Source organism: Bradyrhizobium sp. YCK136 (assembly GCF_044570075.1).
GTDB classification, from domain to species: Bacteria; Pseudomonadota; Alphaproteobacteria; order Rhizobiales; family Xanthobacteraceae; genus Bradyrhizobium; species Bradyrhizobium diazoefficiens.
Genome location: NZ_CP172424.1, coordinates 3,140,289 through 3,166,988, shown reverse-complemented (window position 1 = coordinate 3,166,988; position 26,700 = coordinate 3,140,289). Strand labels below are relative to the sequence as shown.

18 protein-coding genes are annotated in these 26,700 nt (G+C 65.1%); 5 read left to right on the top strand and 13 right to left on the bottom strand.

What is annotated here, in order from left to right; genetic code table 11:
• Positions 1-112: 112 nt before the first annotated feature.
• Positions 113-526 (bottom strand): flagellar assembly protein FliX, encoded by a 414-nt coding sequence (locus ACFLEY_RS14825; protein ID WP_028173284.1) that lies wholly within the window; start codon positions 524-526, stop codon positions 113-115.
• A 270-nt stretch (positions 527-796) separates the two neighbouring features.
• On the opposite strand from ACFLEY_RS14825, the gene ACFLEY_RS14820 reads away from it, so the two are divergent.
• The 4 genes from ACFLEY_RS14820 (at position 797) to ACFLEY_RS14805 (ending at position 3,318) form a co-directional block, all read left to right on the top strand.
• Entirely contained in the window at positions 797-1,921 is a 1,125-nt protein-coding gene (locus ACFLEY_RS14820; protein WP_028173283.1) for a flagellar basal body P-ring protein FlgI, read from the top strand.
• Positions 1,921-2,289: a flagellar assembly peptidoglycan hydrolase FlgJ gene (gene flgJ / locus ACFLEY_RS14815; RefSeq protein ID WP_038967161.1), complete on the top strand. Its 369-nt coding sequence runs from the start codon at positions 1,921-1,923 to the stop codon at positions 2,287-2,289. Before ACFLEY_RS14820 ends, flgJ begins: the two co-directional genes overlap by 1 nt.
• 11 nt (positions 2,290-2,300) lie before the next feature.
• Complete coding sequence (locus tag ACFLEY_RS14810) at positions 2,301-2,798, top strand: hypothetical protein (RefSeq protein ID WP_011088582.1); 498 nt, start codon at positions 2,301-2,303, stop codon at positions 2,796-2,798.
• Between the two features lie 160 nt (positions 2,799-2,958).
• Complete coding sequence (locus tag ACFLEY_RS14805; protein ID WP_060908205.1) at positions 2,959-3,318, top strand: hypothetical protein; 360 nt, start codon at positions 2,959-2,961, stop codon at positions 3,316-3,318.
• 223 nt (positions 3,319-3,541) lie between these two features.
• Here the strand turns inward: ACFLEY_RS14805 and flaF are convergent, their stop codons facing one another.
• The 5 genes from flaF to ACFLEY_RS14780 all read right to left on the bottom strand — a co-directional run bounded on the left by flaF (position 3,542) and on the right by ACFLEY_RS14780 (position 14,243).
• Positions 3,542-3,910, bottom strand: a complete 369-nt coding sequence (gene flaF, locus ACFLEY_RS14800; protein WP_008554779.1) for a flagellar biosynthesis regulator FlaF — start codon at positions 3,908-3,910, stop codon at positions 3,542-3,544.
• 294 nt (positions 3,911-4,204) lie between these two features.
• Positions 4,205-6,496 carry a DUF1522 domain-containing protein gene (locus tag ACFLEY_RS14795; RefSeq protein ID WP_011088584.1) on the bottom strand — a complete coding sequence of 764 codons (2,292 nt, stop codon included), beginning with the start codon at positions 6,494-6,496 and terminating at the stop codon, positions 4,205-4,207.
• Between the two features lie 217 nt (positions 6,497-6,713).
• Positions 6,714-9,002 (bottom strand): DUF1522 domain-containing protein, encoded by a 2,289-nt coding sequence (locus ACFLEY_RS14790; protein WP_060908206.1) that lies wholly within the window; start codon positions 9,000-9,002, stop codon positions 6,714-6,716.
• A 324-nt stretch (positions 9,003-9,326) separates the two neighbouring features.
• The gene (locus tag ACFLEY_RS14785) at positions 9,327-11,606 is read right to left on the bottom strand and encodes a DUF1522 domain-containing protein (protein ID WP_060908207.1); all 2,280 of its coding nucleotides are present in this window, start codon (positions 11,604-11,606) and stop codon (positions 9,327-9,329) included.
• A gap of 357 nt (positions 11,607-11,963) precedes the next feature.
• Positions 11,964-14,243 (bottom strand): DUF1522 domain-containing protein, encoded by a 2,280-nt coding sequence (locus tag ACFLEY_RS14780; RefSeq protein ID WP_396604675.1) that lies wholly within the window; start codon positions 14,241-14,243, stop codon positions 11,964-11,966.
• A 321-nt stretch (positions 14,244-14,564) separates the two neighbouring features.
• On the opposite strand from ACFLEY_RS14780, the gene flbT reads away from it, so the two are divergent.
• Complete coding sequence (flbT, locus tag ACFLEY_RS14775; RefSeq protein ID WP_396604674.1) at positions 14,565-15,005, top strand: flagellar biosynthesis repressor FlbT; 441 nt, start codon at positions 14,565-14,567, stop codon at positions 15,003-15,005.
• Positions 15,006-15,108: 103 nt separating this feature from the next.
• On the opposite strand, the gene ACFLEY_RS14770 is transcribed toward flbT, so the two are convergent.
• From ACFLEY_RS14770 to ACFLEY_RS14740, 7 genes are all read right to left on the bottom strand, one after another.
• Positions 15,109-16,608 carry an aspartate aminotransferase family protein gene (locus ACFLEY_RS14770; RefSeq protein WP_060908209.1) on the bottom strand — a complete coding sequence of 500 codons (1,500 nt, stop codon included), beginning with the start codon at positions 16,606-16,608 and terminating at the stop codon, positions 15,109-15,111.
• On the bottom strand, positions 16,605-17,858 hold the full coding sequence (locus ACFLEY_RS14765) for a RimK family alpha-L-glutamate ligase (RefSeq protein ID WP_038967751.1): 1,254 nt from the start codon (positions 17,856-17,858) through the stop codon (positions 16,605-16,607). The genes ACFLEY_RS14770 and ACFLEY_RS14765 overlap by 4 nt, the downstream gene beginning before the upstream one ends.
• A gap of 1 nt (position 17,859) precedes the next feature.
• Positions 17,860-19,503, bottom strand: a complete 1,644-nt coding sequence (locus ACFLEY_RS14760) for a hypothetical protein (protein WP_060908210.1) — start codon at positions 19,501-19,503, stop codon at positions 17,860-17,862.
• Entirely contained in the window at positions 19,493-20,275 is a 783-nt protein-coding gene (locus ACFLEY_RS14755) for a hypothetical protein (RefSeq protein ID WP_060908211.1), read from the bottom strand. Before ACFLEY_RS14755 ends, ACFLEY_RS14760 begins: the two co-directional genes overlap by 11 nt.
• Before the next feature lie 71 nt (positions 20,276-20,346).
• The gene (locus ACFLEY_RS14750) at positions 20,347-22,230 is read right to left on the bottom strand and encodes a flagellar protein (protein ID WP_060908212.1); all 1,884 of its coding nucleotides are present in this window, start codon (positions 22,228-22,230) and stop codon (positions 20,347-20,349) included.
• Positions 22,231-22,251: 21 nt separating this feature from the next.
• The gene (flgK, locus tag ACFLEY_RS14745) at positions 22,252-24,135 is read right to left on the bottom strand and encodes a flagellar hook-associated protein FlgK (protein WP_060908213.1); all 1,884 of its coding nucleotides are present in this window, start codon (positions 24,133-24,135) and stop codon (positions 22,252-22,254) included.
• Between the two features lie 34 nt (positions 24,136-24,169).
• Positions 24,170-26,434: a flagellar hook-basal body complex protein gene (locus ACFLEY_RS14740; RefSeq protein WP_011088595.1), complete on the bottom strand. Its 2,265-nt coding sequence runs from the start codon at positions 26,432-26,434 to the stop codon at positions 24,170-24,172.
• Positions 26,435-26,700: the final 266 nt, after the last annotated feature.

Genomic DNA, 26,700 nt, shown 5'->3' with positions numbered 1-26,700 from the left:
TCATGCCCCGGCTTGACCGGGGCATCCAGTACGCCGCGGCGTCTCGATTCAAAACTACTGTCTCTGGAATACTGGGTCGCCCGGTCAAGCCGGGCGACGACAGTCTGCCCGACTACGCCTGTCCCGCCTTCGCCAGCTCGACCTCGACGCGCAGCTCGATCTCGGAGAGCACGGAGTCCAGCCCGGGATCGCCCGAGGACGATTTCAGGTTCGCCGCAGCATCGCGCAGCCGCATCACGGTGGACGCGTCGAGATTGCCGGACAAGAGGCCCATCTTGAGATCGTCGAGCACGTCGAGCGCGGTCCTGCCGCGCGCGACCGAGCGCTTGCGGCGCTCGACCGGATCCTCCTCGATGCCTTGCAACGCGAGCAGGGCATCGATGTTGGCCGCTGCTTTCGGCGCCGCAGCCGCTCGCGTCTCCTGCGCCGACGAGGTGTCGGGCAAGACGAAGGTGCCGGAGCCCGTCCGCCTGGCCTGGCTGGCCGGCGTTCCAAGCGTGGTGCCGTTCGGTCCGTAGATGCGCATCGGAAGCAATCCGGGTGATCGATGCCTCACCTTCGCTGTTTTATGGTTAACGGCGCGTAAACAGCCCGGCAAAATCTGCCGACGGGCGGCAGTTTCGCTCCTCAGGGACAACGCCCGCTGACACCGGTCGAAACAGCTTTAGTCAACCTATTCAGCGACCTACGCCCACTGCCCCGCGTTGGCACAGCACTCGCAAGGAAAGCGTCGGACCAGCTCGTCATGGGAGTGTCGAGGATGGTCCGAGATTTGAGGAGCCTCGGGGAGCAGAGGATGCCAGGCGTTCGTTGGGTGAGGATTGTTGGGGTGGCCTGCGCCGCGCTGTCAGCGCTGGCGCTGTCGGTCACGTCCGCAAGCGCGACCTCGCGCATCAAGGACCTCGCCAATATCGAGGGCGTGCGGCAGAACCAGCTCATCGGCTATGGCCTCGTCGTCGGCCTCAACGGCACCGGCGACACCCTCAACAACATCCCCTTCACCAAGCAGTCGCTGCAAGCGATGCTCGAGCGCATGGGCGTCAACATCCGCGGCGCCACCATCCGCACCGGCAACGTCGCCGCCGTGATGGTGACAGGCAATCTGCCGGCCTTCGCCACCCAAGGCACGCGCATGGACGTCACCGTTTCCGCGCTCGGCGATGCCAAGAACCTCCAGGGCGGCACCCTGCTCGTCACGCCCCTCCTCGGCGCCGACGGCAACGTCTATGCGGTCGCGCAGGGTTCGCTCGCGATCTCCGGCTTCCAGGCCGAGGGCGAAGCGGCGAAGATCGTGCGCGGCGTTCCGACCGTGGGGCGCATCGCCAACGGCGCCATCATTGAGCGCGAGATCGAGTTCGCGCTCAACCGGCTGCCGAACGTGCGCCTGGCACTCCGCAATGCCGACTTCACCACCGCCAAGCGCATCGCGGCGGCTGTCAACGACTATCTCGGCGTCAAGACCGCCGAGCCGATCGATCCATCGACGGTGCAGCTTTCGATTCCGCCGGAGTTCAAGGGCAACGTCGTCGCCTTTCTCACCGAGATCGAGCAGCTCCAGGTCGACCCCGATCTCGCCGCCAAGATCGTCATCGACGAGCGCAGCGGCATCATCGTGATGGGCCGCGACGTTCGCGTCGCCACCGTCGCGGTAGCACAAGGCAACCTCACCGTCACGATCTCCGAAAGCCCGCAGGTGAGCCAGCCCAATCCGCTGTCCCGAGGGCGGACCGTGGTCGCGCCGCGCAGCAGCGTCAGCGTCACCGAGGACGGCAGGAAGTTGGCACTCGTCAAGGATGGCGTCTCGCTCCAGCAGCTCGTCGACGGCCTCAACGGCCTTGGCATCGGCCCCCGCGACATGATCAGCATCCTCCAGGCGATAAAGGCCGCCGGCGCGATCGAAGCCGATATCGAGGTGATGTGATGCAGACGAGCATGATCAACACCCCGCGCGCCGCCGCCTCCTCGGCCTTCTCGGTGGAAAGCCGCAACGGCCGGCCCGACTTCGAGCTCGCCGCCGCGCTGCAAAAGGTCTCGCCGCAGCAGCAGGCCAAGGCGCAGAAGACCGCCACCGATTTCGAGGCGATGTTCCTCAACAGCATGTTCTCGCAGATGACCTCGGGCCTGAAGGGCGAAGGCCCGTTCGGCGACACGACGGGCACCGGCGTATGGCGCTCGATGCTGACCGAGCAGTATTCCAAGAACTTCGCCAAGGCCGGCGGCGTCGGCGTCGCCACCGAGGTCTATCGCACTCTCATCATGCAGCAGGCGAAAACCGTCCGCACGGCATAAGGTCAAACGAGATGAACCAGTTCACCGCCTCACGTCAGCCGATGCAAGCGCAGCGCCCGAACACCGCGCCCGGCAACGCCCAGGCGCGCAAGCTCGCCGAAGACCTGATGGATGCGATGAGCGCCCTGCTCGGACTGATCGAGCGTGAGACCGAACTCGTTCGCGCCGGCAACGTCCGCGAAGCGATGATGCTCGAGAGCAGGAAACAGGAGCTGTCGCGAAACTATGTCGGCGCCGTCAGCCAGTTGAAGGCCAACCAGGCCCAGCTCGCGAAATCGGCGCCCGAGCTGCTTTCGACGCTGCATCGGCATCACGATGCGTTCCGCGCGATGCTCCAGGTCAATCTCACCGTGCTCGCGACCGCGCACGCGGTCTCCGAGAGCGTCGTGCGCGGCGTCAATGCCGAGATCCAGAAGCGCAACGTGCCGAACACCTATACGGCCGCGGGACGCCGCGCCACTCCGGGCCCGCGCCACATCACCCCGCTCACCGTCAGCCGCTCGCTCTGAGCGCGCGCAGAAAACAAGCGACAATTTTACGAAAAACCGCGCGGCGATATCGTCGCGCGGTTAGTCACGTTTCCTTACCGGGTCTTCAATCCTGGTGTTCCACGGTTGCGCATTGAGAGGGGTTGGGATTTGACTCGGACGAGGCAACCAGGAGGCTGCCATGAGTACAGATTTCAGCATCAGGCCGGTGGGGATACCGGCCCCCGCGCAGATCATAACGACGTCGAATACGGCGGCGAACGAGGCCGTGCAAACTGATTTGCCGGTGAGCCAGACGGTCGCCGCGAGCGATACGAGCGCGCCCGTGCGCAATGATTTGCCGAACAGCGAGAACATCTCGCGGCAGGTGGTGTTCGACCAGGCCGCCGCATCCTTCGTCTTCCAGGTCGTCAACGACAGGACCGACGCCGTGGTCAATCAGTTCCCCGACGAAGCGATGCTGCGCCGGCGAGCTTATTTCCATGCAGAGGATCTGAAGTCCAAACCCTCGCGTCCGCTCAATACGGATGTCAGCGCCTGACGCTCAGGCGCCGCAAAGGTCTTGTCGGGAATAGGTCGAGCCGGTCGCAGGATTGGTCACGAAGATCCTGATCTGCGCCTTGCCTGTATCCGTCAGCGTGCACTTGGCAATGCCGAAGCGGAACGGGCCGCCCTCGACGAGCCCGGGATGTTGGCCCCCAATAGAACGTTCAACTGATACACGGCCAACCAATGCGCCAGAGGTCGGCCATGACGGGCCTCCATCACGGCCGTCCGGACAGACCGGCAGCGATATTGCGATTGATCTCGATCAGCGGGCGGAAGTGATCGAACTGCGGGCTCATCTGCAGCGCCGCGGTCTGGCTCAGCACGAACACGCTGATGTTGGCGATCTTCTGGCGGACATCGATCGGCTGCGGATTGTTGTCGCGCATCGCCTCGCTCAGGAAGATCGTCCAGAGCTTGCGGTTGAACATCAGCGCCTGCATGGTCTGCTCGCTGAGCGGATCAGCGTTGTTCACCGCATCCTGGAGCTTGTTGGCGGCCTTGAGCAGGGTCTGCGCCTCGATGTCGCGAGGAGATGCGGTGGTCGTTGCAACACGCGCGTAAGCCGAGGCAGCGGAATTCGACATCAATCACACCCTGGAGGTTACCTAGCCCGTTGAACGCGCTTAAGGATTTCTTTCCCAACCCTAGGCAGCACCGCTTAAGATTTGCTTACGTGTGCGCTTGGAAGCACTCCGGATAATTACGGGTCGCGGAGTTTCTTCGTCAGCGCAAAGCTAGATGCACGCACACACGCTGTAAACTTGCTTCGCGTGATGGGCATCAATCTCAGCTAATCCTGCCTTAGCGATCTCCGTAAAAAGAACGGCGGAGCGTTAGCCCCGCCGCGATATCTCGAGTAGCGGTCTTGCGCTGCGAAATTAGCGGAGCAGCTGCAGCACGCTCTGCTGCGACTGGTTGGCGAGCGACAGCGCGGAGACCGCGATCGACTGGCGGGTCGACAGCGCCTGGCTGTTGGCCGCTTCCTCATTGGTGTCGGCGAGCGTCAGGTTCGATGAGCCGGTCTGCAGCACGTTGATCAGGTTCTTGGAGAAGTCCTGACGCACCTGCACGATCGAGAGGTTCGAACCGAGCGCCGAACCTTCCGAGCGCAGCGTGCTCGAGGCCGCGTTCAGGCTGGTCAGCACCTTGTTGGTGGCGCCGTTATCGATGAAGTCGACGCCGTTGACGAGGTTGCTGAGGCCAAGACCTGCCGCGTTGAACACCACGCCGTTGATGCCGAGCGTGGAGCTGCCGGTTTCGTTGAAGACGAGCTTCAGCGTGTCGCCGTTGAGCAGGTTGACGCCGTTGAAGGAGGAGTCCTGCGACGTCGTGTCGATCTGCGCCAGAATGTTGTTGAACTGGTTGACCAGGTTCGAGCGCGCGGTCTGCGCGACGGGATCCTGGACCGGCGGCTGCGCGGTGGTGAAGGCCAGAATGCCGGTGATCGTGCCGCCGACCGTGCCGCCCGCAGTTGTCGATCCGAGCGTCGAGGAGGCATATTCATTGACGGTGGTCACCGTCAGCAAGCCATTGGCGTCGATCGTCGCCGTCAAATGGTTCGCCTGAAGCTGCGCGTTGAGCTGGTCGAGCGTCTTGACGGTGCCGTTGGTGCCGTCGCCGAAGGTGACGTTCACCGGCGTGCCGCCGTTGAAGGAGGTAAAGGTCAGGGTCTTGCCGCTGACACCGCCAACACCGGAGGTGCGCGCCGCGGTGAAGGCGGTCGCCGTTCCCGTGTTGCCGCTGAGGCCGAACGCGTGGAGCGCGTTGCCGGTGCCGGTGATCGACAAGTCGGCGTTGATGCCGGTGGAGAGCGCAAGTTGGCCGCTGCTGTTGACGGACGACGGGATCTGGCCCGCAGTGGTCGTCAGCGACGCCGCGCCGTTGAAGATGCTGGCGGTCTTGACGCCGGTGGCAAGGTCGATCGAGTTGAGCAGGTCGGTGAGCGTCGCGCTCTGGATATAGACGGTCGAGTTGCCGTTGCCGTCCGTGACGATGTTGCCGTTGACGCCACCCGAGGTCACGCTGGCCGCCGACTGTGGCGTCTGGGCGTTCTTGAAGGTGATGGTGTGACCATCGATGTTCAGCGTCGAGCCGTCCTGGACCAGGGTGCCGAGCGAGCCCGCGGTCGTCGACCGGTTCGCGGTCACGTTCGCATTGCCTGCGCCGGTCGCCGTCGTCAGACCGAGCTTGTTGAGGAAGTCAGCCTTGCCGGTCACGCTCAGATCGGCGCCGGTCGAGCTCTTCAGCGTGACCTGGCCGCCGCCCGAGATGGACGATGCCACCTGAAGCGTACCGATGGGACCGGTCGAACCGCTGACAGCGATGGCCGCCGCGCCTGCGCTGATCGTTGCGGTCTTGACGCCGCTGGCGAGGTCAATCGCGCTGAGGACGTCGTTGACGGTCGCCCTGGGCGCAACCGCGGTTCCCTCATAGACGATCGAGTTGCCATTGCCGTCGGTGGCGATGTGTCCACTGGCGTCGAGACCCCAGCCGGTCGGCTGCGTCGTCGGCGGGATACCGGTGCGGAAGGTGATGGTCTTGCCGTTCACCGTGATGGTGTCGCCGTCCGCGGGTGGCGCGCCGAAGGTGGTGGATGCCGTGGTGCCGAGCAGCGTGGCGGTACCTGACAGTACGGTGGTGCCGTCGGCGGCCGTCGCGGCAAAACCGACCGCCGAGCCCGCGTTCGAACCCAGTGAGGCGCCGAGCGCGGCAGTCCCCGTCACCGGGGTCACGCCACCGGCTGCACCGGTATACAGCACGTTGCTGTTGGCGGTTGCGCTCGCGTAGGAGGTCGTTCCGCGCAGATCGGCCGGTGTCGCACCGGGAATCGTGGTGGAGACGTTCGACTTGGTGGAGTAACCGACCGTGGTCTGCAGCGCCTGATTGGCGATCGATTTCGCGCTGTCGATCAGCTTTTGCAGCGAGGTGATGCCGGTGTTGGCGGCCTGGAGCACCTGCACACCGTTGTTGATGCCGTCGAGCAGGTTGCTGATGTCGCTCGCCCGGTTGTCCAACCCCTGCGCGGTGAAGAAGTTGGTGGGATTGTCGAGCGCCGTGTTGACCTTCTTGCCGGTTGACAGCCGCTCCTGCGTCGTGGCCAGCAAGTCGGCCGTCGACTGCAGCGACAACAGGTTCTGGCGAACTGACGCCGAGAGAACGATGTTGGACATTGGCGAGTCTTCCTCTTGAACCGGATACGAATCGGCCGCGCGGTCTCGAAAGCGGGCTTTGGTCCAGTTTTAGGAGGTGTCCTTTAAAGTATGGTTAACGCCGGTTTAAGCGATAGGGTTAATGGCGAATGAACGCCCCTGCCCGCCTCCGGACGCAAAAAAGCGGCGGGGCACAAAACCCCGCCGCTCTATTTTACCAAGTTATTTCCGCTACTTACTAGCGGAGCAGCTGGAGCACGCTCTGCTGCGACTGGTTGGCCAGCGACAGCGCGGAGACCGCGATCGACTGGCGGGTCGACAGCGCCTGGCTGTTGGCCGCCTCGACGTTGGTGTCGGCCAGCGTCAGGTTGGACGAGCCGGTCTGCAGCACGTTGATCAGGTTCTTGTTGAAGTCCTGACGGATCTGCACCACCGAGAGGTTCGAGCCGAGGCTCGAGGCTTCCGAGCGCAGCGTGCTCGACGCGGCGTTGAGGTTGGTCAGCACCCTGTTGGCCGCGGCGTTGTCGATGAAGTCGACGCCGACGGTCAGCGCAGCAAGGCCCAGACCCTTGGAGTTGTAGGTCACGCCGGTGATGTTCAGGCTCGACTTGCCGGTCTCGTCGAACACCAGCTTGAGCTGATCACCATTGAGCAGGTTGACGCCGTTGAACGAGGAGTCCTGCGAGGTCGTGTCGATCTGGTTCAGGATGTTGTTGTACTGAGACACCAGGTTCGCACGGGCCGTCTGCGCAACGCCATCCTGGACGGGGTTGGAAGCCGTCGAGAACGTGAGCGCCGATGTGAGCGTGCCGCCGATCGCTCCGCCTGCCGACGTCGAACCGAGCGTCGATGACGCATAGTCGTTGGACGCGGTGATCGTCAGCAAACCGTTGGCGTCGATCGTTGCAGACAGGTTGTTGGCCTGAAGCTTCGTGTTGAGCTGATCGAGCGTCTTGACCGTGCCGTTGGTGCCGTCGCCGAAGGTGACGTTGACCGCCGTGCCGCCGTTGAAGGAGGTGAAGGTCAAGGTCTTGCCGGCAATGCCGCCGATGCCCGAGGTGCGTGCCGCGGTGAACGCGGTTGCGCTGCCGGTGTTGCCGGCCAAGCCGAACACGTTCAACGCATTGCCGGTGCCGGTGATGGACAGGTCGGCGTTGATACCGGTCGAGAGCTTGAGCTGACCGGAGGTGTTGATCGACGAGTTCGACTGGCCGGTGGCGGTCGCAAGCGTCGCGGTGCCATTGGCGTTGATCGTCGCGGTCTGCACGCCGGTGGCAAGGTCGATCGCCTTCAGCACGTCGTTGACCGTGCCGGCCTGCAGATAGACCGTCGAGTTGCCGTTGCCGTCGGTGAGGATGTTACCGGTGGCACCGTAACCGCTCGGAACGCTCGGCGCACCGGTCGAGCCCGGGATCGGCGCGTTCTTGAAGGTGATGACGTGACCGTCGACGTTCAGCGTCGAGCCGTCCGCGATGGTCGCGCCCAGCGAGGCCGCGCTCGTGGTCCGGTTGACGTTGACGGTGGCATTTCCAGCACCTGTGGACGTCGTCAGGCCGAGAGCCTTGAGCAGGTCAGCCTTACCGGTGACGCTCAGATCCGCACCCGTCGAGCTCTTCAGCGTGACGGCGCCGGCGGCGGCGGTCGAGACCGCAGCACCTGGCTGGCTGGCGCTCACGGCGATCGTCGCAGCGCCGGAGCTGATGGATACCGTCTTCACGCCGCTGGCCAGATCGATCGCGGACAAGAGATCGTTGACGGTCGCCGCCGGGGTGCCAGCAGTGCCGAGATAGACGGTGGTGTTGCCGTTGCCGTCGGTGACGAGGTTGCCACTGACGCCCGAGCCGGACGGAACCGCAGTCGACGCCGGAGCAGCGCCGCTACGGAACGTGATGGTCTTGCCGTTCACGGTCAGCGTGTCGCCGTCGGCCGGCTGGGCGTTGCCGAGCAGGCCGGTCGCGGTCGTGCCGTTGGTGGCGATCAGGGTGATGGCGCCGGTCAGCGCCGTGGTGCCGTCACCGGCCGTTGCGCCGGTGCTTGCAAAGGAGCCGATGGACGCGCCGAGGGTCGTGGTGCCGCTCGCCGCGGTCGTGCCGCCGGCCGTGCCGTTATACAGCACGTTGCTGCTCGCCGTTGCGCTGGCGAAGCTCGTCGTGCCGCGCAGATCAGCGGCGGTCGCACCCGAGATCGTGGTGGAGACGTTGGACTTGGTGGAGTAGCCGACCGTGGTCTGCAGTGCCTGGTTGGCAATCGACTTCGCGGAGTCGATCAGCTTCTGCAGCGAAGTCAGACCGGTGTTGGCGGCCTGCAGCACCTGCACGCCGTTGGCGATGCTATCGAGCAGGTTGTTGATGTCGCTGGCGCGGTTGTCGAGCGACTGGGCGGTGAAGAAGTTGGTGGGATTGTCCAGGGCCGAGTTGACGCTCTTGCCGGTCGACAGACGGTTCTGTGTGGTGGCGAGGAGGTCGGCGGTGGACTGGAGAGAGAGCAGGTTCTGACGAACCGACGCAGAGAGAACAATACCTGACATGACTCTTACCCTTCTGGCTTACGCGTCTTCGTTCGATCGCTTCGGATCGAGTGACGGGGCCAGCGTGCCGCGACATGGCTAACAAAGGGTGAAACGAACCTCGCCTGCATAAGCGCCGGTTCACCATAAGCGGGTGGGAAGCGCGGAGTGAGATGGCAATCAGCCTGAAATCATTGGCAATTCTTTGCGCTTACGCTCCATTAACCATAACCGCTGGTTACTTTTCAGAGTGTCGCCTGCCCTCTCGAAACCTCGAGCGATAAACGAAAAAACGGCGGGGCCGAAGCCCCGCCGCCGGATCTTGCTTGCGATGTCTGCCGCCTATTAGCGGAGCAGCTGCAGCACGCTCTGCTGCGACTGGTTGGCCAGCGACAGCGCGGAGACCGCGATCGACTGGCGGGTCGACAGCGCCTGGCTGTTGGCCGCTTCGACGTTGGTGTCGGCCAGCGTCAGGTTGGACGAACCGGTCTGCAGCACGTTGATCAGGTTCTTGTTGAAGTCCTGACGAACCTGCACGATCGTCAGGTTCGAACCGAGGCTCGAAGCTTCCGAGCGCAGCGTGCTCGACGCGGAGTTCAGGTTGGTCAGCACCTTGTTGGTGGCGGCGTTGTCGATGAAGTCGACACCGCCGGTCAGCGCGGCGAGACCGAGACCCTTGGAGTTGTAGGTCACGCCCGTGATGCTGAGGTTCGACTTTCCGGTCTCGTCGAACACGAGCTTGAGCTGGTCGCCGTTCAGCAGGTTGACGCCGTTGAACGAGGAGTCCTGCGCCGTGGAGTCGATCTGGTTCAGGATGTTGTTGTACTGGGACACCAAATTGGCACGCGACGTCTGGGCAACCGTGTCCTGGACGGGGCTGGAAGCCGTCGAGAACGTCAGCGCCGAGGTGAGCGTGCCGCCGATCGCACCACCCGCGGCGCTCGAGCCGATGGTCGAGGAGGCGTAGTCGTTGGTGGTCGAGACCGTCAGCAGGCCGTTGGCGTCGATCGTCGCCGTCAGGTTGTTGGCCTGAAGCTTGGTGTTGAGCTGATCGAGCGTCTTGACCGTGCCGTTGGTGCCGTCGCCGAAGGTGACGTTGACCGCCGTGCCGCCGTTGAAGGAGGCGAAGGTCAAGGTCTTGCCGGTGAGGCCGCCGACGCCGGAGGTGCGGGCCGCGGTGAAGGCAGTCGACGTCCCGGTGTTGCCGGCGAAGCCGAGCGCGTTCAACGCGTTGCCGGTGCCGGTGATCGACAGATCGGCATTGACGCCGGTCGAGATCTTGAGCTGGCCGGAGGCGTTGATCGACGAGTTGGTCTGGCCGGTAGCGGTCGCAAGCGCCGCGACGCCGCTGGCGTTGATCGTCGCGGTCTGCACGCCGGTGGCAAGGTCGATCGCCTTCAGCACGTCGTTGACCGTACCGCCCTGCAGATAGACCGTCGAGTTGCCGTTGCCGTCGGTGACGACCGCACCGTTCGCACCATATCCGCTCGGAACGCTCGGAGCACCGGTCGTGCCCGGGATCGGCGCGTTCTTGAAGGAGATGACGTGACCGTTGACGTTCAGCGTCGAACCATCAGCGATCGTCGCACCCAGCGAGCCCGAGGTCGTGGTCCGGTTGACGCTCACGGTGGCGTTGCCGCCGCCTACTGACGAGCTCAGGCCGAGCGCCTTGAGCAGGTCGGCCTTGCCGGTGACGCTCAGATCCGCACCCGTCGAGCTCTTCAGCGTGACGGCGCCCGCAGCAACGCTCGAAGCGGTCTGGTTGAGGCTTGTCGCGATCGTCGCAGCACCCGCGGTGATGGAGGCCGTCTTCACGCCGCTGGCCAGATCGACCGCGGTCAAGAGATCGTTGACGGTCGCAGCCGGGGTGCCCGCGGTGCCGAGATAGACCGTGGTGTTGCCGTTGCCGTCGGTGACGAGGTTGCCGCTGACGCCCGAACCGGACGCAACCGCAGTCGATGCCGGAGCAGCGCCGCTGCGGAAGGTGATGGTCTTGCCGTTCACGGTCAGCGTATCGCCGTCGGCGGGCTGGGCGTTGCCGACCAGGCCGGTTGCCGTGGTGCCGTTGGTGGCGATCAGGGTGATGGCGCCGGTCAGGGCCGTGGAGCCGTCGCCGGCCGTCCCCGCGGTGCCCGTGAAGGAGCCAATGGTGGCGCCGAGGGTCGTGGTGCCGCTCGCCGCGGTGGTGCCGCCGGCCGCGCCGCTATACACCACGTTGCTGCTCGCCGTCGCGCTGGCGAAGCTCGTCGTGCCACGCAGGTCGGCCGCCGTCGCACCGGAGATGGTCGTGGAGACGTTGGACTTGGTGGAGTAGCCGACCGTGGTCTGCAGCGCCTGGTTGGCGATCGACTTCGCGGAGTCGATCAGCTTCTGCAGCGAGGTGATGCCGGTGTTGGCAGCCTGCAGCACCTGCACGCCGTTGGCGATGCCATCGAGCAAATTGTTGATGTCGCTGGCGCGGTTGTCGAGCGACTGTGCCGTGAAGAAGTTGGTGGGATTGTCCAGGGCCGAGTTGACGCTCTTGCCGGTCGACAGACGGCTCTGCGTGGTGGCGAGAAGATCAGCGGTGGACTGGAGAGAGAGCAGGTTCTGACGAACCGATGAAGAGAGAACGATACCGGACATTGAGTGTTACCCTTCTGGTACGCAACGCAACAAACTTCGATTAGGATTAATCGATGGCCGGGACGGTGAACGTTGTGGGCTAACAAAGCATGAAGCGTGTCGCTCCAATCCTTGCGCGGATTCACCATACGCACCTCCGGAGCCAAATCGTGCTCGCCGATATCGTCATGATAGGATGATGCTTTTTGGTGCAGCGACGAGGCGTTTGCGACTTGTCAACCATAACTCAGAGTGAGCAATTCGCTGCATCCGAATGCAGCGTCCTCATCGCCGGACGGCACCGCGATGCCGGCGCAAAAAGAAAGCGGCGGGGCCGAAGCCCCGCCGCCGGATCTTGCTTGCGATGTCTGCCGCCTGTTAGCGGAGCAACTGCAGCACGCTCTGCTGCGACTGGTTGGCCAGCGACAGCGCGGAGACCGCGATCGACTGGCGGGTCGACAGCGCCTGGCTGTTGGCCGCTTCGGTGTTGGTGTCGGCCAGCGTCAGGTTGGACGAACCGGTCTGCAGCACGTTGATCAGGCTCTTGTTGAAGTCCTGACGAACCTGCACCACCGAGAGGTTCGAACCGAGGCTCGACGCTTCCGAGCGCAGCGTGCTCGAGGCGGCGTTCAGGTTGGTCAGCACCTTGTTGGTGGCAGCGTTGTCGATGAAGTCGACACCGCTGGTCAGCGCGGCGAGGCCCAGACCCTTGGAGTTGTAGGTCACGCCGGTGATGCTGAGGTTCGACTTGCCGGTCTCGTCGAACACGAGCTTGAGCTGGTCGCCGTTGAGCAGGTTGACGCCGTTGAACGAAGAGTCCTGCGCAGTCGTGTCGATCTGGTTCAGGATGTTGTTGTACTGAGACACCAGGTTCGCACGCGAGGTCTGCGCAACCGTATCCTGGACGGGGCTGGAAGCCGTCGAGAACGTCAGCGCCGAGGTGAGCGTGCCGCCGATCGCACCACCCGCGGCGCTCGAGCCGATGGTCGAGGAGGCGTAGTCGTTGGTGGTCGAGACCGTCAGCAGGCCGTTGGCGTCGATCGTCGCCGTCAGGTTGTTGGCCTGAAGCTTGGTGTTGAGCTGATCGAGCGTCTTGACCGTGCCGTTGGTGCCGTCGCCGAAGGTGACGTTGACCGCCGTGCCGCCGTTGAAGGAGGCGAAGGTCAAGGTCTTGCCGGTGAGGCCGCCGACGCCGGAGGTGCGGGCCGCGGTGAAGGCAGTCGACGTCCCGGTGTTGCCGGCGAAGCCGAGCGCGTTCAACGCGTTGCCGGTGCCGGTAATCGACAGATCGGCATTGACGCCGGTCGAGATCTTGAGCTGGCCGGAGGCGTTGATCGACGAGTTGGTCTGGCCGGTAGCGGTCGCAAGCGCCGCGACGCCGCTGGCGTTGATCGTCGCGGTCTGCACGCCGGTGGCAAGGTCGATCGCCTTCAGCACGTCGTTGACCGTACCGCCCTGCAGATAGACCGTCGAGTTGCCGTTGCCGTCGGTGACGACCGCACCGTTCGCACCATATCCGCTCGGAACGCTCGGAGCACCGGTCGTGCCCGGGATCGGCGCGTTCTTGAAGGAGATGACGTGACCGTTGACGTTCAGCGTCGAACCATCAGCGATCGTCGCACCCAGCGAGCCCGAGGTCGTGGTCCGGTTGACGCTCACGGTGGCGTTGCCGCCGCCCACTGACGAGCTCAGGCCGAGCGCCTTGAGCAGGTCGGCCTTGCCGGTGACGCTCAGATCCGCACCCGTCGAGCTCTTCAGCGTGACGGCGCCCGCAGCAACGCTCGAAGCGGTCTGGTTGAGGCTTGTCGCGATCGTCGCAGCACCCGCGGTGATGGAGGCCGTCTTCACGCCGCTGGCCAGATCGACCGCGGTCAAGAGATCGTTGACGGTCGCAGCCGGAGTGCCAGCGGTGCCGAGATAGACCGTGGTGTTGCCGCTGCCGTCGGTGACGAGGTTGCCGCTGACGCCCGAGCCGGTCGGAACCGCAGTCGACGCCGGAGCAGAACCGGAGCGGAACGTGATGGTCTTGCCGTTCACGGTCAGCGTATCGCCGTCGGCGGGCTGGGCGTTGCCGACCAGGCCGGTTGCCGTGGTGCCGTTGGTGGCGATCAGGGTGATGGCGCCGGTCAGGGCCGTGGAGCCGTCGCCGGCCGTCCCCGCGGTGCCCGTGAAGGAGCCGATGGTGGCGCCGAGGGTCGTGGTGCCGCTCGCCGCGGTGGTGCCGCCGGCAGCGCCGCTAAACACCACGTTGCTGCTCGCCGTCGCGCTCGCGAACGAAGTCGTGCCACGCAGGTCGGCCGCCGTCGCACCGGAGATGGTGGCGGAGACGTTGGACTTGGTGGAGTAGCCGACCGTGGTCTGCAGCGCCTGGTTGGCGATCGACTTCGCGGAGTCGATCAGCTTCTGCAGCGAGGTGATGCCGGTGTTGGCAGCCTGCAGCACCTGCACGCCGTTGGCGATGCCATCGAGCAGATTGTTGATGTCGCTGGCGCGGTTGTCGAGCGACTGGGCGGTGAAGAAGTTGGTGGGATTGTCCAGGGCCGAGTTGACGCTCTTGCCGGTCGACAGACGGTTCTGCGTGGTGGCGAGGAGGTCGGCGGTGGACTGGAGGGAGAGGAGGTTCTGACGAACCGATGCGGAGAGGACGATACCGGACATGACTCTGTTACCCTTCTGGTAAACGACGCTACTGTTACGCGTCTGCTTGGATCGAGATTGACCCAGCGACCGGCGGACCCTGGCGTCGAGACCTCTAACGAAACATGAAATGAAACCCGTGCTTTTGCCGAACGCCGCGTGATTCGGCCGGGGGAAGCCCCGCACGTCGCCGCGCCGCCGCACGGACATGGCGTTGGGAATATTGAGTTTTTTCGCGCAGATGCGGGAGATTTACAGCTCGTTAACTAATTCCGAGCGAGAATCATGCCCTGATAAGCCGCAACGAGCGCTCGGTTACGAAAGCGTTGATGGAGAACAGGCATGGCTCTCAAGGTCGAGCTCAAACCGCACGAACGCATCATCGTCGGCAACTCGGTGATCACTAGTACGGACCAGCGCGCCCGCCTCCTGATCGACGGCGAGAACGTGCCGATCCTGCGCGAGCGCGACATCCTCACCCCGGAAACTGCAAACACGCCCGCCAAGCTCGTCTATCTGGCCGTCCAGCTCATGTATATCTCGCCGGATCCGCAGACCCAGCACGGCACCTATTTCAACCTCGTGCGGGACATCGTCACCGCGGTGCCGAGTTCCTGGCCGATCATCGAAGCCATCAACAACAACATCCTGAACGGCGACCTCTACCGGGCGCTGAAGGATGCCCGCAAGCTGATCGCCTATGAGGAGAAGCTGCGAGGCCAGTACGAGGCCACGCATCCCAAGGCGGAAGCGGACAAGGACGACGTCAGCACCGCCGCCTGATCACGGCGTTCACGCGGCCGAGCCGTGCGAACGACAACGCTGCCCAACGACAACGGCCCCGGATCGCCTCCGGGGCCGTTGTCGTTTCGGCCATGCATCGATGCTACTGCGCCGCGAGCGGCGGCGCCTCGACCTCGATCACTCCCTCGCCAACCCGCCGTGCGCCGAAATCCAGGACGGCCGCAATCAGCGCATCGATGTCCGTCTCGTCGGTGCGGTGATTGACGATCGCGGCGCGGATCGCGAACTTGCCGTCCAGCGTGGTGCCCGATGGCGCAGCGATGCCGGATTCCTGGACATCAGCGACGATCTCGCGATTGACCGTATCATTGGCGCGGTAACGGAAGCAGACGATGTTGAGGTTCACCGGCGCCAGCAACTCCAGCCGCGGCTCGGCCAGCACGCGCGCTTCCAGATATTTTGCCAGTGCGCAGCTTCGCGCGATCACCGTGCCCAGCCGGTCGGTGCCGAACGTCTTCAGCGTGAACCAGGTCTTCAGCGCGCGGAAGCCGCGCGACAGATCGGGGCCGAGATCGCAGGGCCAGACCGTGCCCGCCGCAAGCCCCCTCGCCTCGCGGCTCAGATAGGCCGCCGGCTGCGCAAAGGCCTGCCGGTGCTGCTCGCCGTCGCGCACCAGCAGGAAGCCGGCGTCGTAGGGCACCTGTCCCCATTTGTGGAAATCGAGCGCAATGGAATCCGCAAGCTCGATGCCGCCGAGCAGCGGCGCGAGCTCGGGCGCCAGGATCGCGAGCGCACCGAACGCGCCGTCGACGTGAAACCAGATTCCTTCCTCGCGGCACAGCTCCGCGACGGCCTTGAGGTCGTCGATCGCGCCGATATCGACCGTGCCTGCGGAGGCGACGACGAGGAACGGCTTGAAGCCAACCTCGCGATCGACGGCGATCTGCGCACGCAGCGCGGCGACATCGATGCGATGATCGGCATCGACGTCGATCTTGCGCAGCGCATCGGTGCCGAGACCGGCAATGTCCATCGCCCGCGAAATACAGCCATGCGCGGCACGCGACGTGTAGGCGGTGAGCAGCGCGCCGTCATTGCCGATACCGTGCTGCCGCACCAGCGTGCCGAGTGCGCTGGTACGCGCCACCAGCACCGCCATCAGATTGGCCATCGACGTGCCCGTGACGAAGATGCCGCTCGCACTCTCCGGGAAGGCGAACAGGCGGCGCATCCAGTCGACGATCTGGCGCTCGACCTCGATGGGCATGTGGTCGCGGCCGCCGAGATTGGCGTTGAGGCCAGCGGCGAGCATTTCCGCGAGCATGCCGACCGCAGTGCCCCCGCCATGCACCCAGCCCATGAAGCCGGGGTGGACGTTGCCGGTCGCATAGGGCGCGACATGCTCGACGAATTCGCGATAGACATCGGCGAGATCGCTTGCCTCGCGTGGCACGTCGGCCTTGAATGCCGCGCGGGCGTCATCGGGGATCGGCTGCCACACCGGACGCGCACGAATGTTGGCGATGCCGTCGATCGTCTCGTCCAGCATGCGATGGGCGAGCGCACGAAACGCGCTCCAGTCCTGCGGATCGAGCGAGGTGTCAGTGGCGGCGGCTTGCGTCTTGCGGACGATCTCGTTCATGCTGCACTCTCCTCGCCGGCCCTTGCGTGCCGCGACAGCATTGCCGTGAACGCGGCAAAGATCTTGCGCATCTGCGGCGGCTTGTATGGAAACACGGCCGGCGGATCCATGTTGTGCACGACGGCGGTGTTGTCGGCCTCGAACACCAGCAGCTCGCCGTCCTGATTCTCGGCGCAATCGACGATGAAATAGTCGAGGCCGACGCGCCGACTCATCTCGTCGAGCGCGTTGCGATGACGCGCGGCAAATGCATGATCAAACTCGAGCATGAAGGCGGCTTCTTCAGCTCGCTTCTCTTCACTGAACGCCATGTAGGCGTTGAGATACCAGATGTCCCAGCGGTCGGCGATCGCCATGTGGCAGGCGTAGGGTTTGCCGTCGACCATGGTAAGACGGTATTTGCGGTAAAGCCCGTCGGGGCTCGCGTAGTTGACGAAGCGCGCGACGAAGAAGTCCTGCTCCTGCCGATCAGAGAGATAGGCCGCGAGCGCCGCAGCATCGTCGATCTTCGCGAGCCCGACACCGGCATGCGTGCCGCGCGGCCGCACGATCATCGGAAAGTGCAGTTCGCTCACGATGTCCTTGCAGGCGATCTTCCCTTCCGAAATATCCGACAATTGCGCGCGCGTCACATGGACGGTCGCGGGAATGTCGAGACGGGGGATGCCCGCCAACAGCCGGTACAGCTTGTCGCGATCGAGATTGCCGATGAGCTCGGGGCGATTGAGCAACGGCCGCGGCCAGTGCGGCGCGGCCCGTTCGATGACGGCGAGCGCCTCCCGGCATTCCTCGGAATCGGATGCGACCACGATGGCGACGTCGTGATCAGGCAATGTCTCCGGCAGGCCGACGCCTTTGACCACGTAGAGCGTCAACAACTCGATATCGGAGCCTTCGAGCAGAAACTCGATCGGCGTGTTGCCACCCATGTCGATATCGGCCGCCAGCGCGAGCACGCGCAGGCGGGGCTTCGCAACCGCGCAAGGCGTACGAAACAATTGGTGGAAGGCGAGCACCTCGGTCTGGATCACGAGCCCGGCCTCCTTCTCGCCGAGAAGCTGGGCGATCAGCGACAGATCCAGGCCTTCGCCCGCCTCCGCCGTCCCTTCCGCGATCCGCGCCAGAAGCCGCTCGCGCAACGGATGCAGATCGCCGCCCTCGAAGGCCCGGCGCGTCAACTGCGCAAAGCCGATGCGGTCGGAATAGTCCGGCGCCGTCGCGCCGTTCGGCGCTGAAACAGGATGCAACATCTTAGACCTCGAACACAGGCTTTCCCGGCGCAGCCGCGGCACTGTCAAGCAGCAGCTCGATCTTCACCACAGCGTGGGCGATGCGATCGAGGATATGCTGCAAATTGCGTTGCGCTTGCGCGGCGTCCGCGGACCAGGATTCGGTGACGAGCCGCGCGCCGACGCACAGCCGCAGCGCGGCCTGCGGCTTGCCGTCCGGCTGGTCAAACCGTACTGGCTGGCCGACGAGGCAGCGTTGCGCGGCAACCTGCCGATCCGCCGCACTGCCGTCGATGTCGCCGTTCATGTCACGGGCCAGGGCGCGATGCACGGCGCCGGTCTCGGCGATGGAGACCGGCTTGCCGTCGCGCAGCAGCGTGAACGGAAAGATCGTGGCTTGCGCGAATTCCTCGTCGTCCGTCCCGGACATCCCGATCGCGGCCGGAACGGCCCGAAGCGACGGGGACAGCGCGATCATGCTGTCGATGCCGGCCGCGAGCTCGGCCAGCGCCTTGGCGCGGAATGCGCCGGGCACGGCATAGTAGCTGCCGATCTCGCTGAGCGCCGCCTCCCAGCGCAGCCATTGACCGAAATTCGGCCGGCGCTCGAAGCGCGAGCGCAGCCCCGTCCAGGCCTTCGGCCAGTCGCTGCGGCCGGCATAATCGAAGAAGCCCGGCGCGATCTCGCCGATCCGGCCGAGCGAGCGCGACAGGCCTTTCGGCACCAGCAGCGCACCGCTGAAGGCGGGGCCGCCGAAAAATTTCGAGCCCGTCATCAGCACCATATAGCCGCGGTCGAGATAGGCGCGCAGCCGGCGACGGCCGAGCCGCGCCTGACAGGCATCGACGACGATTTGGACCTTGCCGGGCCAGCGTCGCGCAATCTCGTCGAGGCAGGCCACGCTCGGCGCGCGCCAGCCGAGTTTTGAAGAATCCATGATCTGCAACAGAACGCGCCGACCTTGCGCGAGGCTGGTCTCGACCGCGCGCAGCACCGCTTCATCCGCATCCGGGCGCATCGCAATGCCGGGCGCCGTGTCGAGCAGCGGCACCGCGACGCTGTCGCCGGCGAGCCCCGCCACCGCACCGTCCTTGCGGACCGAAAAGCCGCTCGCCGTCATCGTGCTGAAATGGTGCCCGCGTGCGGTATGGGGCGTCCCGCTTCCGGTCTGATCAGTGCCGACCACGATCGTCACCGGCGAGGCGCCGAGCACCGCGCGTGCCAGAAACAGGGCGTGGAGCTGGGAGTCGGTGCCGGACGGCGAGAACACGACGTCGACGCGCGGCGAGACCTGGAGGTGTCCGCGCAGCTCGTCGCGCATGTCCTCGCAGCGCGCATCGAAGGCGACCTCGACCTCGTCGAACAGGCACTTGTGCATCAGCTCTTCGCGCGCCAGCGCAGCGCGGTCATAGGCCGATTGCGAGATCACCGACGCGGTCGAGGAGGCGAAATTCCAGATCTCCGGCTCCGGAGAGGCCGCGCAGCCATAGGCGTTGACGCGGTCCTTCGGATCGAGCGTCAGGCGCGGATCTCCGCCGCAGACCAGCAGCGTGTCGAGCGGCGTGAACAGATCGCGCAAGCGGTAGCGCGAGCCGCCGTCGGACGCTCGCTCCAGGTCTGCCAGACGGGATGCGCCGACGCTCATCCCGAGAGGCTCACGCCGCATCGGCCGCCGCCGCGGGCGCCGGCGCGAATTGCGAGGCAATGTCGCCGTGGAACACCGATGGCCCAACATGGTCGAGCGAGCTCTGGATGTCGGCCCAGATCTCGCCGCCGATATCGGTCCAGCGCTTGCAGAAGGCGAAGTCCTCGGAGAGATAGGTGCCGGTGGCCGGATCGATCATGCATTCGAACAGCGCGAACCGGTTCTGGCTCGCCGCCAGCGTATCGTGCGAGTGCTCGCGGAAGAATTGCAGGCCGGCGTAGTTCGGATGGCGGCACATCGCCTCCAGCGCGTGGCGCCGGATCATCAGGAAGCCGGTGCCGGCATAGCGCACGCGGGTGAAGCCGTTGACCACCACGATGCGGTCGGGGTCCTCGATCTCGAGCACGTAGTCGAGCGAAGCCGCCGGCACGTCGGCGCGGCCCGCCTCGACCGCGCGTTTCGCCTTGTCCCAGTTGACCCGCTTGATCGGATAGCAGCCCGCGACGACGTCGGCGCCGCATTCGATCAGCCGGAACACCTGCTCCGGCTTGAAGCCGATATCGGCATCGATGAACAGGAAATGCGTCGCCTTGGGATCGTCCAGGAACATCGCGGCCAGGTTGGCCCGCGCGCGCGTGATCAGGGCGTCGCCGTCGCGCAGCAGCACCTTGAGCTCGAGATTGGACATACCGTGCACGGCGCGCTGGAGCGCGAAGATCGAGCTCGCATAGATGCTCGACACCTGCCCGCCGAAGCAAGGCGTTGCCACCACCAGCTGCATCTTGTCCGACATCGAAAGCCCCGCCCCGCTCCAATCCTCACCAAGAGGTAAACAGGCATGGTTAACGGCGCCTTAACGCATCCCTACAGGAACTTGACGAGCGAGAGCTGCGCCAGCTTCGAGGTCACCTGGTAGGAGGCCTGGAGCGCGTTCTGGAGCGACAGGATCTCGCTCGCGACCTGGTCGGGCGGGGCCGATTCCGCCTGGTCGATGATGGTCTGGAGCTGCGCCTTGGCCTGGGTCTGGCGCGTGCTCGCGTCCTTCATCGTGTTCTGGGCCATCGCGATGTCGGTCTGGATGTCCTCGATACGCTGCTGGCCCGGCTGCTGGGTCAGCGCCTGCGTCACCCGCAGGCTCAGCGCCGAGACCTGCCCGCCCGAATACTGCCCGGTCGGCGAGGTCGAGAACGTCCCGAACACGGCGATCGCCTGCAACTGCCGCCGGATCGCATCCTCGTCGGCCTGCGCGCCATATTGCACCGTGACGGAATCGTCGACCCGCGCCATCGCGGTGGAGCGCGGCGAACCGGGCCCGTCATTGCCGAGATACCATTTCACCGTAGTGGCCGAGCCATTCACCAGCGTCGTCGCGGAACTCGCAGGCGAAGAGCCGACGCGCAGCGGCGGCTGCGTCGCGGTGACCGGCGTCGCGCTGAAACCGAGCGAACCCAGCGCCCCGGTATTCGAGCTCGTGATGTTCAGGGTCGCCGCATCGTCCGTGTTGATCGTGATCGAACCGCCATGGATCGTCGAGGGCTTCGAAGTCCCCGTGATCTGGTCGATCTTGCTCATCAGGGTCTGGATGCTGTCGCCGACATTGAGCTGGTTGCCGGTCGCACCCGAGCTGACGAAAGTGAGCGCGGTCCCGTTGACGGTGATCGTGTCGCCGGCGACGAAGCCCGGCGAGATCGAATCCGAGGGGCTCGTGCCGGACAGCGCCGTCGCCCCACTGATCGGTGCGGGTGGAGCCGCCTGGTTGCTCTTCGGAGTACCGATCGCAGAGCTGGCCGTGTTGAAGAAATTGTCGCCGGCGGTCACGGCCGACGCTGCCACAAGCGAGGTGTTGGAGAGCTTCTTGATCGCGGTGTTCAGCGCGGTGTTGAGGTTCGCCGCGGTATTGTTCGGGTTAACCGGGACGCTTGCATCGATCGCAAAGCTGCCGAGCGGCGTCGGCGTCGCCGTCGACGCCGTCAGGTCGATCTGCTCGGTCGTACCATCAGGCAGCGTGAACTGGACGCTCAGCTTGTCGCCGTTGCTGGGATTGGTTCCGTTGAGATCGACGGAGAACGACACCGGCGAGCCGCTCGGGCCGGTGACGGTCGCGCCCGTCAACGTCGAGGAGACCGCCTTGATCTTGAGCCCGAACGGCGATCCCGCGACGTCCTCCGATACCTGCACCGAGCTTGGCGTCGGCTGCGTCTGCACCAGCCGGCCCATGCCGGTGGCGCCGAGATCGGCGGCCTGGCGCTCCGCCATGACGGCCTTGAAACCCGCCTGCGTCGTGGTGCCGTTGATGATGTCGCCGGCATCCGCGACCGACTGCGTGTTGACGGCGGTTCCGGAGAACAGATAGCGGTTGCCCGTCTGCGTGTTGAGCACGCCGACCATCGAGCCGAACTGGGCGGCAGCGGTGTTCTGCGCGACCGTCTGTCCGTTGACGTTGAGATCCTGCGCGGTGTTGGCGGAGCCCGTCTGCACCGTGTTGCGGATCTTGGTCAGCGACTGCAGCGCGGTATTGGCGAGGTTGATGCTGACGTTGACGTTGGTGATGGTGTCGGTATAGGCGGCGATGTTGGAGAGCTGCGCGCGCCCGGCGATCGCAAAGCCCTCGTTGGTGCCCATGCCGGAATAGTTCTGCGACAGCTTGCCGGTCGAGAGCTGCGTCGACAGGTCGGTGAGCTGCTGATTGATGTTGCGGATCTGCGAGCCGAGAACCGACGAGGAGTAGTTGATGCTGCTGATCGACATGTTTCAGAGCCCTGTTACTTGTTACACTTGAGCCTGGATCAACGTGTTCATCATGCTCTGCACCACCGACATCACGTGAGCGTTGGCGGCATAGGCATTCTGGAGCTGGATCAGGTTCGACATCTCCGAGTCCAGGTTGACGCTGGAGGTCGAGTTGAATTTCGCCTGCAGCGTCGAGACCACGACGCTCTGGCCCTGCTGGAGCTGGGTCGCCTGGGTCGCGGCGTTGCCCTGGATGCTCAGGAACTGCTGGAGGTAGTTCGAAACGCTGCCGGTGAAGGGCTGGTTGGCCGAGCCGAGGCCGGTCGTCGGCGAATAGGAGAACACCGCGTTGGTGAGCTGCGAATAAAGATAGTCCGAACGCGTGGTGTCGCCCGCGGGCGTCACCGGCGAGGTGTTGTAGACCGACAGCCGCGTGGGATCGCTGACCAGCTGCGTGTTCACCGCGATGCGCCCGGCAAGGCCGGTCATCTGCGAGCCCGATGCGGTGATCGCGCCGGTGTAGAGCGCCTGCCCGCCGTCGGTGAAAACCGCCAGTTGCGGGTTGCCCGAGGTCAACGACGAGATCGTCTTGCTGATCGAGGACGAGTTGACCTTGGCGAGGCCGGTGTTGTCGTCGGTCACCCGCAGCGTCGTGGCGGTTGCCGGCGACGGGGCGGCGGAGAACGACAGGTGCGAGCCCGACAGCGCGGTGTTGAGCGCCGAGGCGATCGCGCCCATGCCGCCGGAGAAGTTGACGCCGATCCGCATCGGATTGGCGTTGGTCGCATTCTGAAGCGGCAGCGCCGCCGGGTCGGTCACGTTGACGAGCGTGACCTGGCGCTGCGTGTTGGTCGTCGTGTCCGTGTAGGTGATGTTGACCGTGTTGCCCGGCGCCGCCCCGGCAAGGTCCATGTCGAACCCGGCCGGCGGGCCGGAGACGGTGCTGCCGGCCGTGGTCTTGTCGGACAGCGCGCTCGACATCGTGGCGGCGAGCTGGTCGATCTGGTTCTGCGCCTGCACCAGCGTCTGGTCGCGCAGCTTGAGGTCGGCCGCGATCTGGCCCGAGGAAACCACGTTGTTGGCGACGACGTCGACCTGCGAGCCGTTCGGAAGCCTGATGTTCAACGCGCCGACACCGGACTTGGCCGGATCCATGTTGTAGAGCGAGGTCGCCGACAGCGCGCCGGCAGACGCAAAAGTAAATTGCGAGGCGAGCCCGGCGCCGACGAGCTGGATGCCTGTCGTGGTGTAGATGTTGGCCTGGTTCGAGCCGTCGGTGGTGACGCGGACGTCGACATATTTCGACAGCGTGTTGATGGCCTGGTCGCGCTGGTCCATCAGCGTCGCGGCCGAGGGGTCGTTTGCCGACAGGCCCTGGAGCTTGGTGTTGATGTCGGCGATCTGCTGCATCGACGCGTTGGCCTGCTGCGCCGAGGTGCCGAGATCCTGCTCGACGTTGGAGCGCAGCGACTGAATGCCCTTGGTGGTGACGTTGAGCTGCTGCGCCAGCGCCTGCGCCGCGCCCAGCGCAACGGTCTGCGCCGACGACGCACCCGCGCTGGTCGACAGCGCCTGCAGCGCGGTGGTGAACTTGTTCAGCGCGGTTTCGAGCGTGCCGCTGTTGCCGGGCGTGCCATAGACACTCTGAAGCTGTTTCAGGATGTTGGCCATCTGGTCGGCGTAACCGCTGCCGCCGGTCTCGGTGCGCAGCTGGTTCAGCACGTAGCTGTCGAGCTCCCGGCTGACGCCGGTCGTCATCGCCGTCGAGCCGAAGTCGCCGGTGGTGACCTCGATCTGGTTCGGCGTCTGGACGACGTAACCTGGCGTCTGCGAGTTGGCGACGTTCGAGGAGACGATCGAGAGCGCGGCCTGGTTGGCACGCAGACCGCTCATCGCACTGGCGAGGGCTGAACTCAAACCCATATCACTGGCCGCCTTTGGTTACGTCACGCGCCGATCAGCGCAATACGTTCAGGAGGTCCTGCACCATCGAATTCGCGGTCGTGATCACCTTGGTGTTGGCCGAATAGGCCTGCTGGGTCACGATCAGCTTGGTGAATTCGTCGGCGATGTCCGTGTTGGAGCCTTCCAGCGACGAGCCGCTGATGGTGCCCGATGCGCCGTCGATCGCCGGTCCTGACTGTTCGGTCGCGGCATAGGCGCCGCCGTCGAGCGCCTTCAGGTAATTGGTGCCGTTGAAGTGCGACAGCGATACCTGTGCGAGGTCAAGGTTCTGGCCGTTGGAGAAGGTTCCGACCACGAGGCCGTTGTTGTTGACGGCAACCGAGCGGAGCTGGCCCGCGGCGTAGCCGTTCTGGGTGATGGTGTTGATGGTCACCGCGCCGCTGGTGCTGGCATATTGCGTCAGCCCGCCCGAGGAGATGTTGAAGGCGACCGAGCCGAGCGCCTGTCCGCCGACGCTGACATTGTTGATGGTGATGCCCGAACCGCTCGGCGAGGTCAGCGAGCCATCGGCGGCGAAGGTGAAGGCCTGGCCGGTGTTGACCCAGCCGACCGTCGTGCCGGTCGCATTCGGATCGGTCTGGTAGAACAGGTTCCAGGTATCGGAATGGCCCGTGCCCAGCGACGCGCTGTCGGTCTTGGCCCAGCGCAATTGCAGGTTCACCGGCGTGCCCGCGGCGTTGTAGGCGGTGACCGCACCGCCGCTGATCGATTCCTTGGTGAAGGTCGCGATGTCGTTGCCGATCACGCCGCCGGTGCCGGCGGTGCCGCCACCGTCGCGGTTCTTGGTGATGGTCGAGGTGAAGCCGAGCGCGGCGAAAGCCGCACTGTTGGAGCTGGACACCGACAGGTTGGAAACGGTGCCGGTGTTCAGCGTGATCACGCCGCCGGGGCTGATCGAAGACCCCGAGGCGCCGGAGAGCGCGTCGATCTTGCCGAGCAGGGTCGTGATGTTGTCGGTGATGTTGATCTGGTTCGGACCGGAGGCACCCGAGGCCATGAAAGTCAGCGTCTGGCCGTTGACGGTGATGGTGTCGGCGGGCGGGCCTGCCGAAAAGCCGGACGAGAGCACCTCGGCGCCGCCGGCGGTCGCGCTGCCGCTCAGCACCGTGGCGCCGGTGAGCGCGGGCGAGGACAGCACGTTGCCGCCGCGCGTCACGCTGCTGATGCCGAGCGCCGTGGCTGCCGTGCCGCTGCCGATCGACACGTCGGTGCCGGTGCCGGTCGAGATCTGGATGTTGCCGCTGGCGGAGAGCGAGGCCGTAACGCCGGCGCCGCCGGCGGTCTGGATCGCGTTCAGGATGCTGGCCACCGTGGCCGTCGTGCCTGCGCCGAGACCGATCGTGGTGTTGTTGCCGACCGTCGAGACGGTGGTACCACCGTTGAAGGTGATCGTGTTGCTGCCGTTGATCGTCAGGACCTGGCCGCTCAGCGCGGTGAGAATGCTGGAGGCGAGATGCGTGCCCACGGTGTTGTCAAGGGACGTGGAGGTCGAAGCCACTGCGGACGAGTTGTTCTGGAGCGGAACCGTGCCCGTCCCCGTCGTCGACGAATAGGCCGAGCGGATGTTGCCGGTGGCGGCTGCACCGGACACCGTCGCGCTGGTATAGGGCGCGGGCGGCGTGCCCACCGGCAGCGGGTTGGCCTGGAAGTCCGACGGGTTCAGGCCGCCAGCCGCCAGCAGCGTCTTGCTGGCTGCGGTCGAGCTCGCCGCCGTGTTCGGCTGGGTCGGCAGGTTCGCCGCGTACTGGATCGAAGTGGTCGCCTGCGCCGGAATGAAGTTGTTCTGGAATTTCAGGACCGTCGCCACGTTGCCCTGAGGGTTGCCGGTCTTCGGGTCGACCGTGACGCCCATCAGGTAGTAGCCGGCGCCGTTGACCAGATTGCCGTTGGAATTGAGCTGGAAGTCGCCGCGGCGGGTGTAGTAGGTGACGCCGCCGAACTGCGGCAAGTTGTCGACGACGCTAGTCGCCTTCTGGATCGAGAAGAAGCCGTCGCCGGTGATCGCCATGTTGGTCGCGACGGAGGAGGACGAGATCGTGCCCTGGGTGGTGATGGTCGCTTTCGCGTTGGCCGTCACACCGCCCGCGACCTGCTTGCTCGGCACCGAGGCGTCCGGGATGAGATCGACGAAGCTGGTCCCGATGCCCTTGTAACCGGTGGTGGATGAGTTCGCGATGTTGCCGGAAATGTTCTGAAGCGCGTAGGACTGCGCCTGCAGACCACCCACCGAGGTGTTCATTGCATCGAAGATACCCATAACTTTGTCTCCAAATCCGATCTCGGCGGCCGGTCGACCAGGGCCGCAGTCGGGAGAGACAGTCGCAAGGGCTATGCCAAGGCGGGTATTTCTATGAAATCAATGGCTTAAATGAATGGACCCCGGTCGGATGACCGGGGCACAATTGCCGGGCCGGCAACAATTGCCGGGGCATCGGGTCATTCCGGGGCGGTCCGCAGGACCGAACCCGGAATCTCGAGATTCCGGATTCGATGCTCACGCATCGCTCCGGAATGACTCCAGCG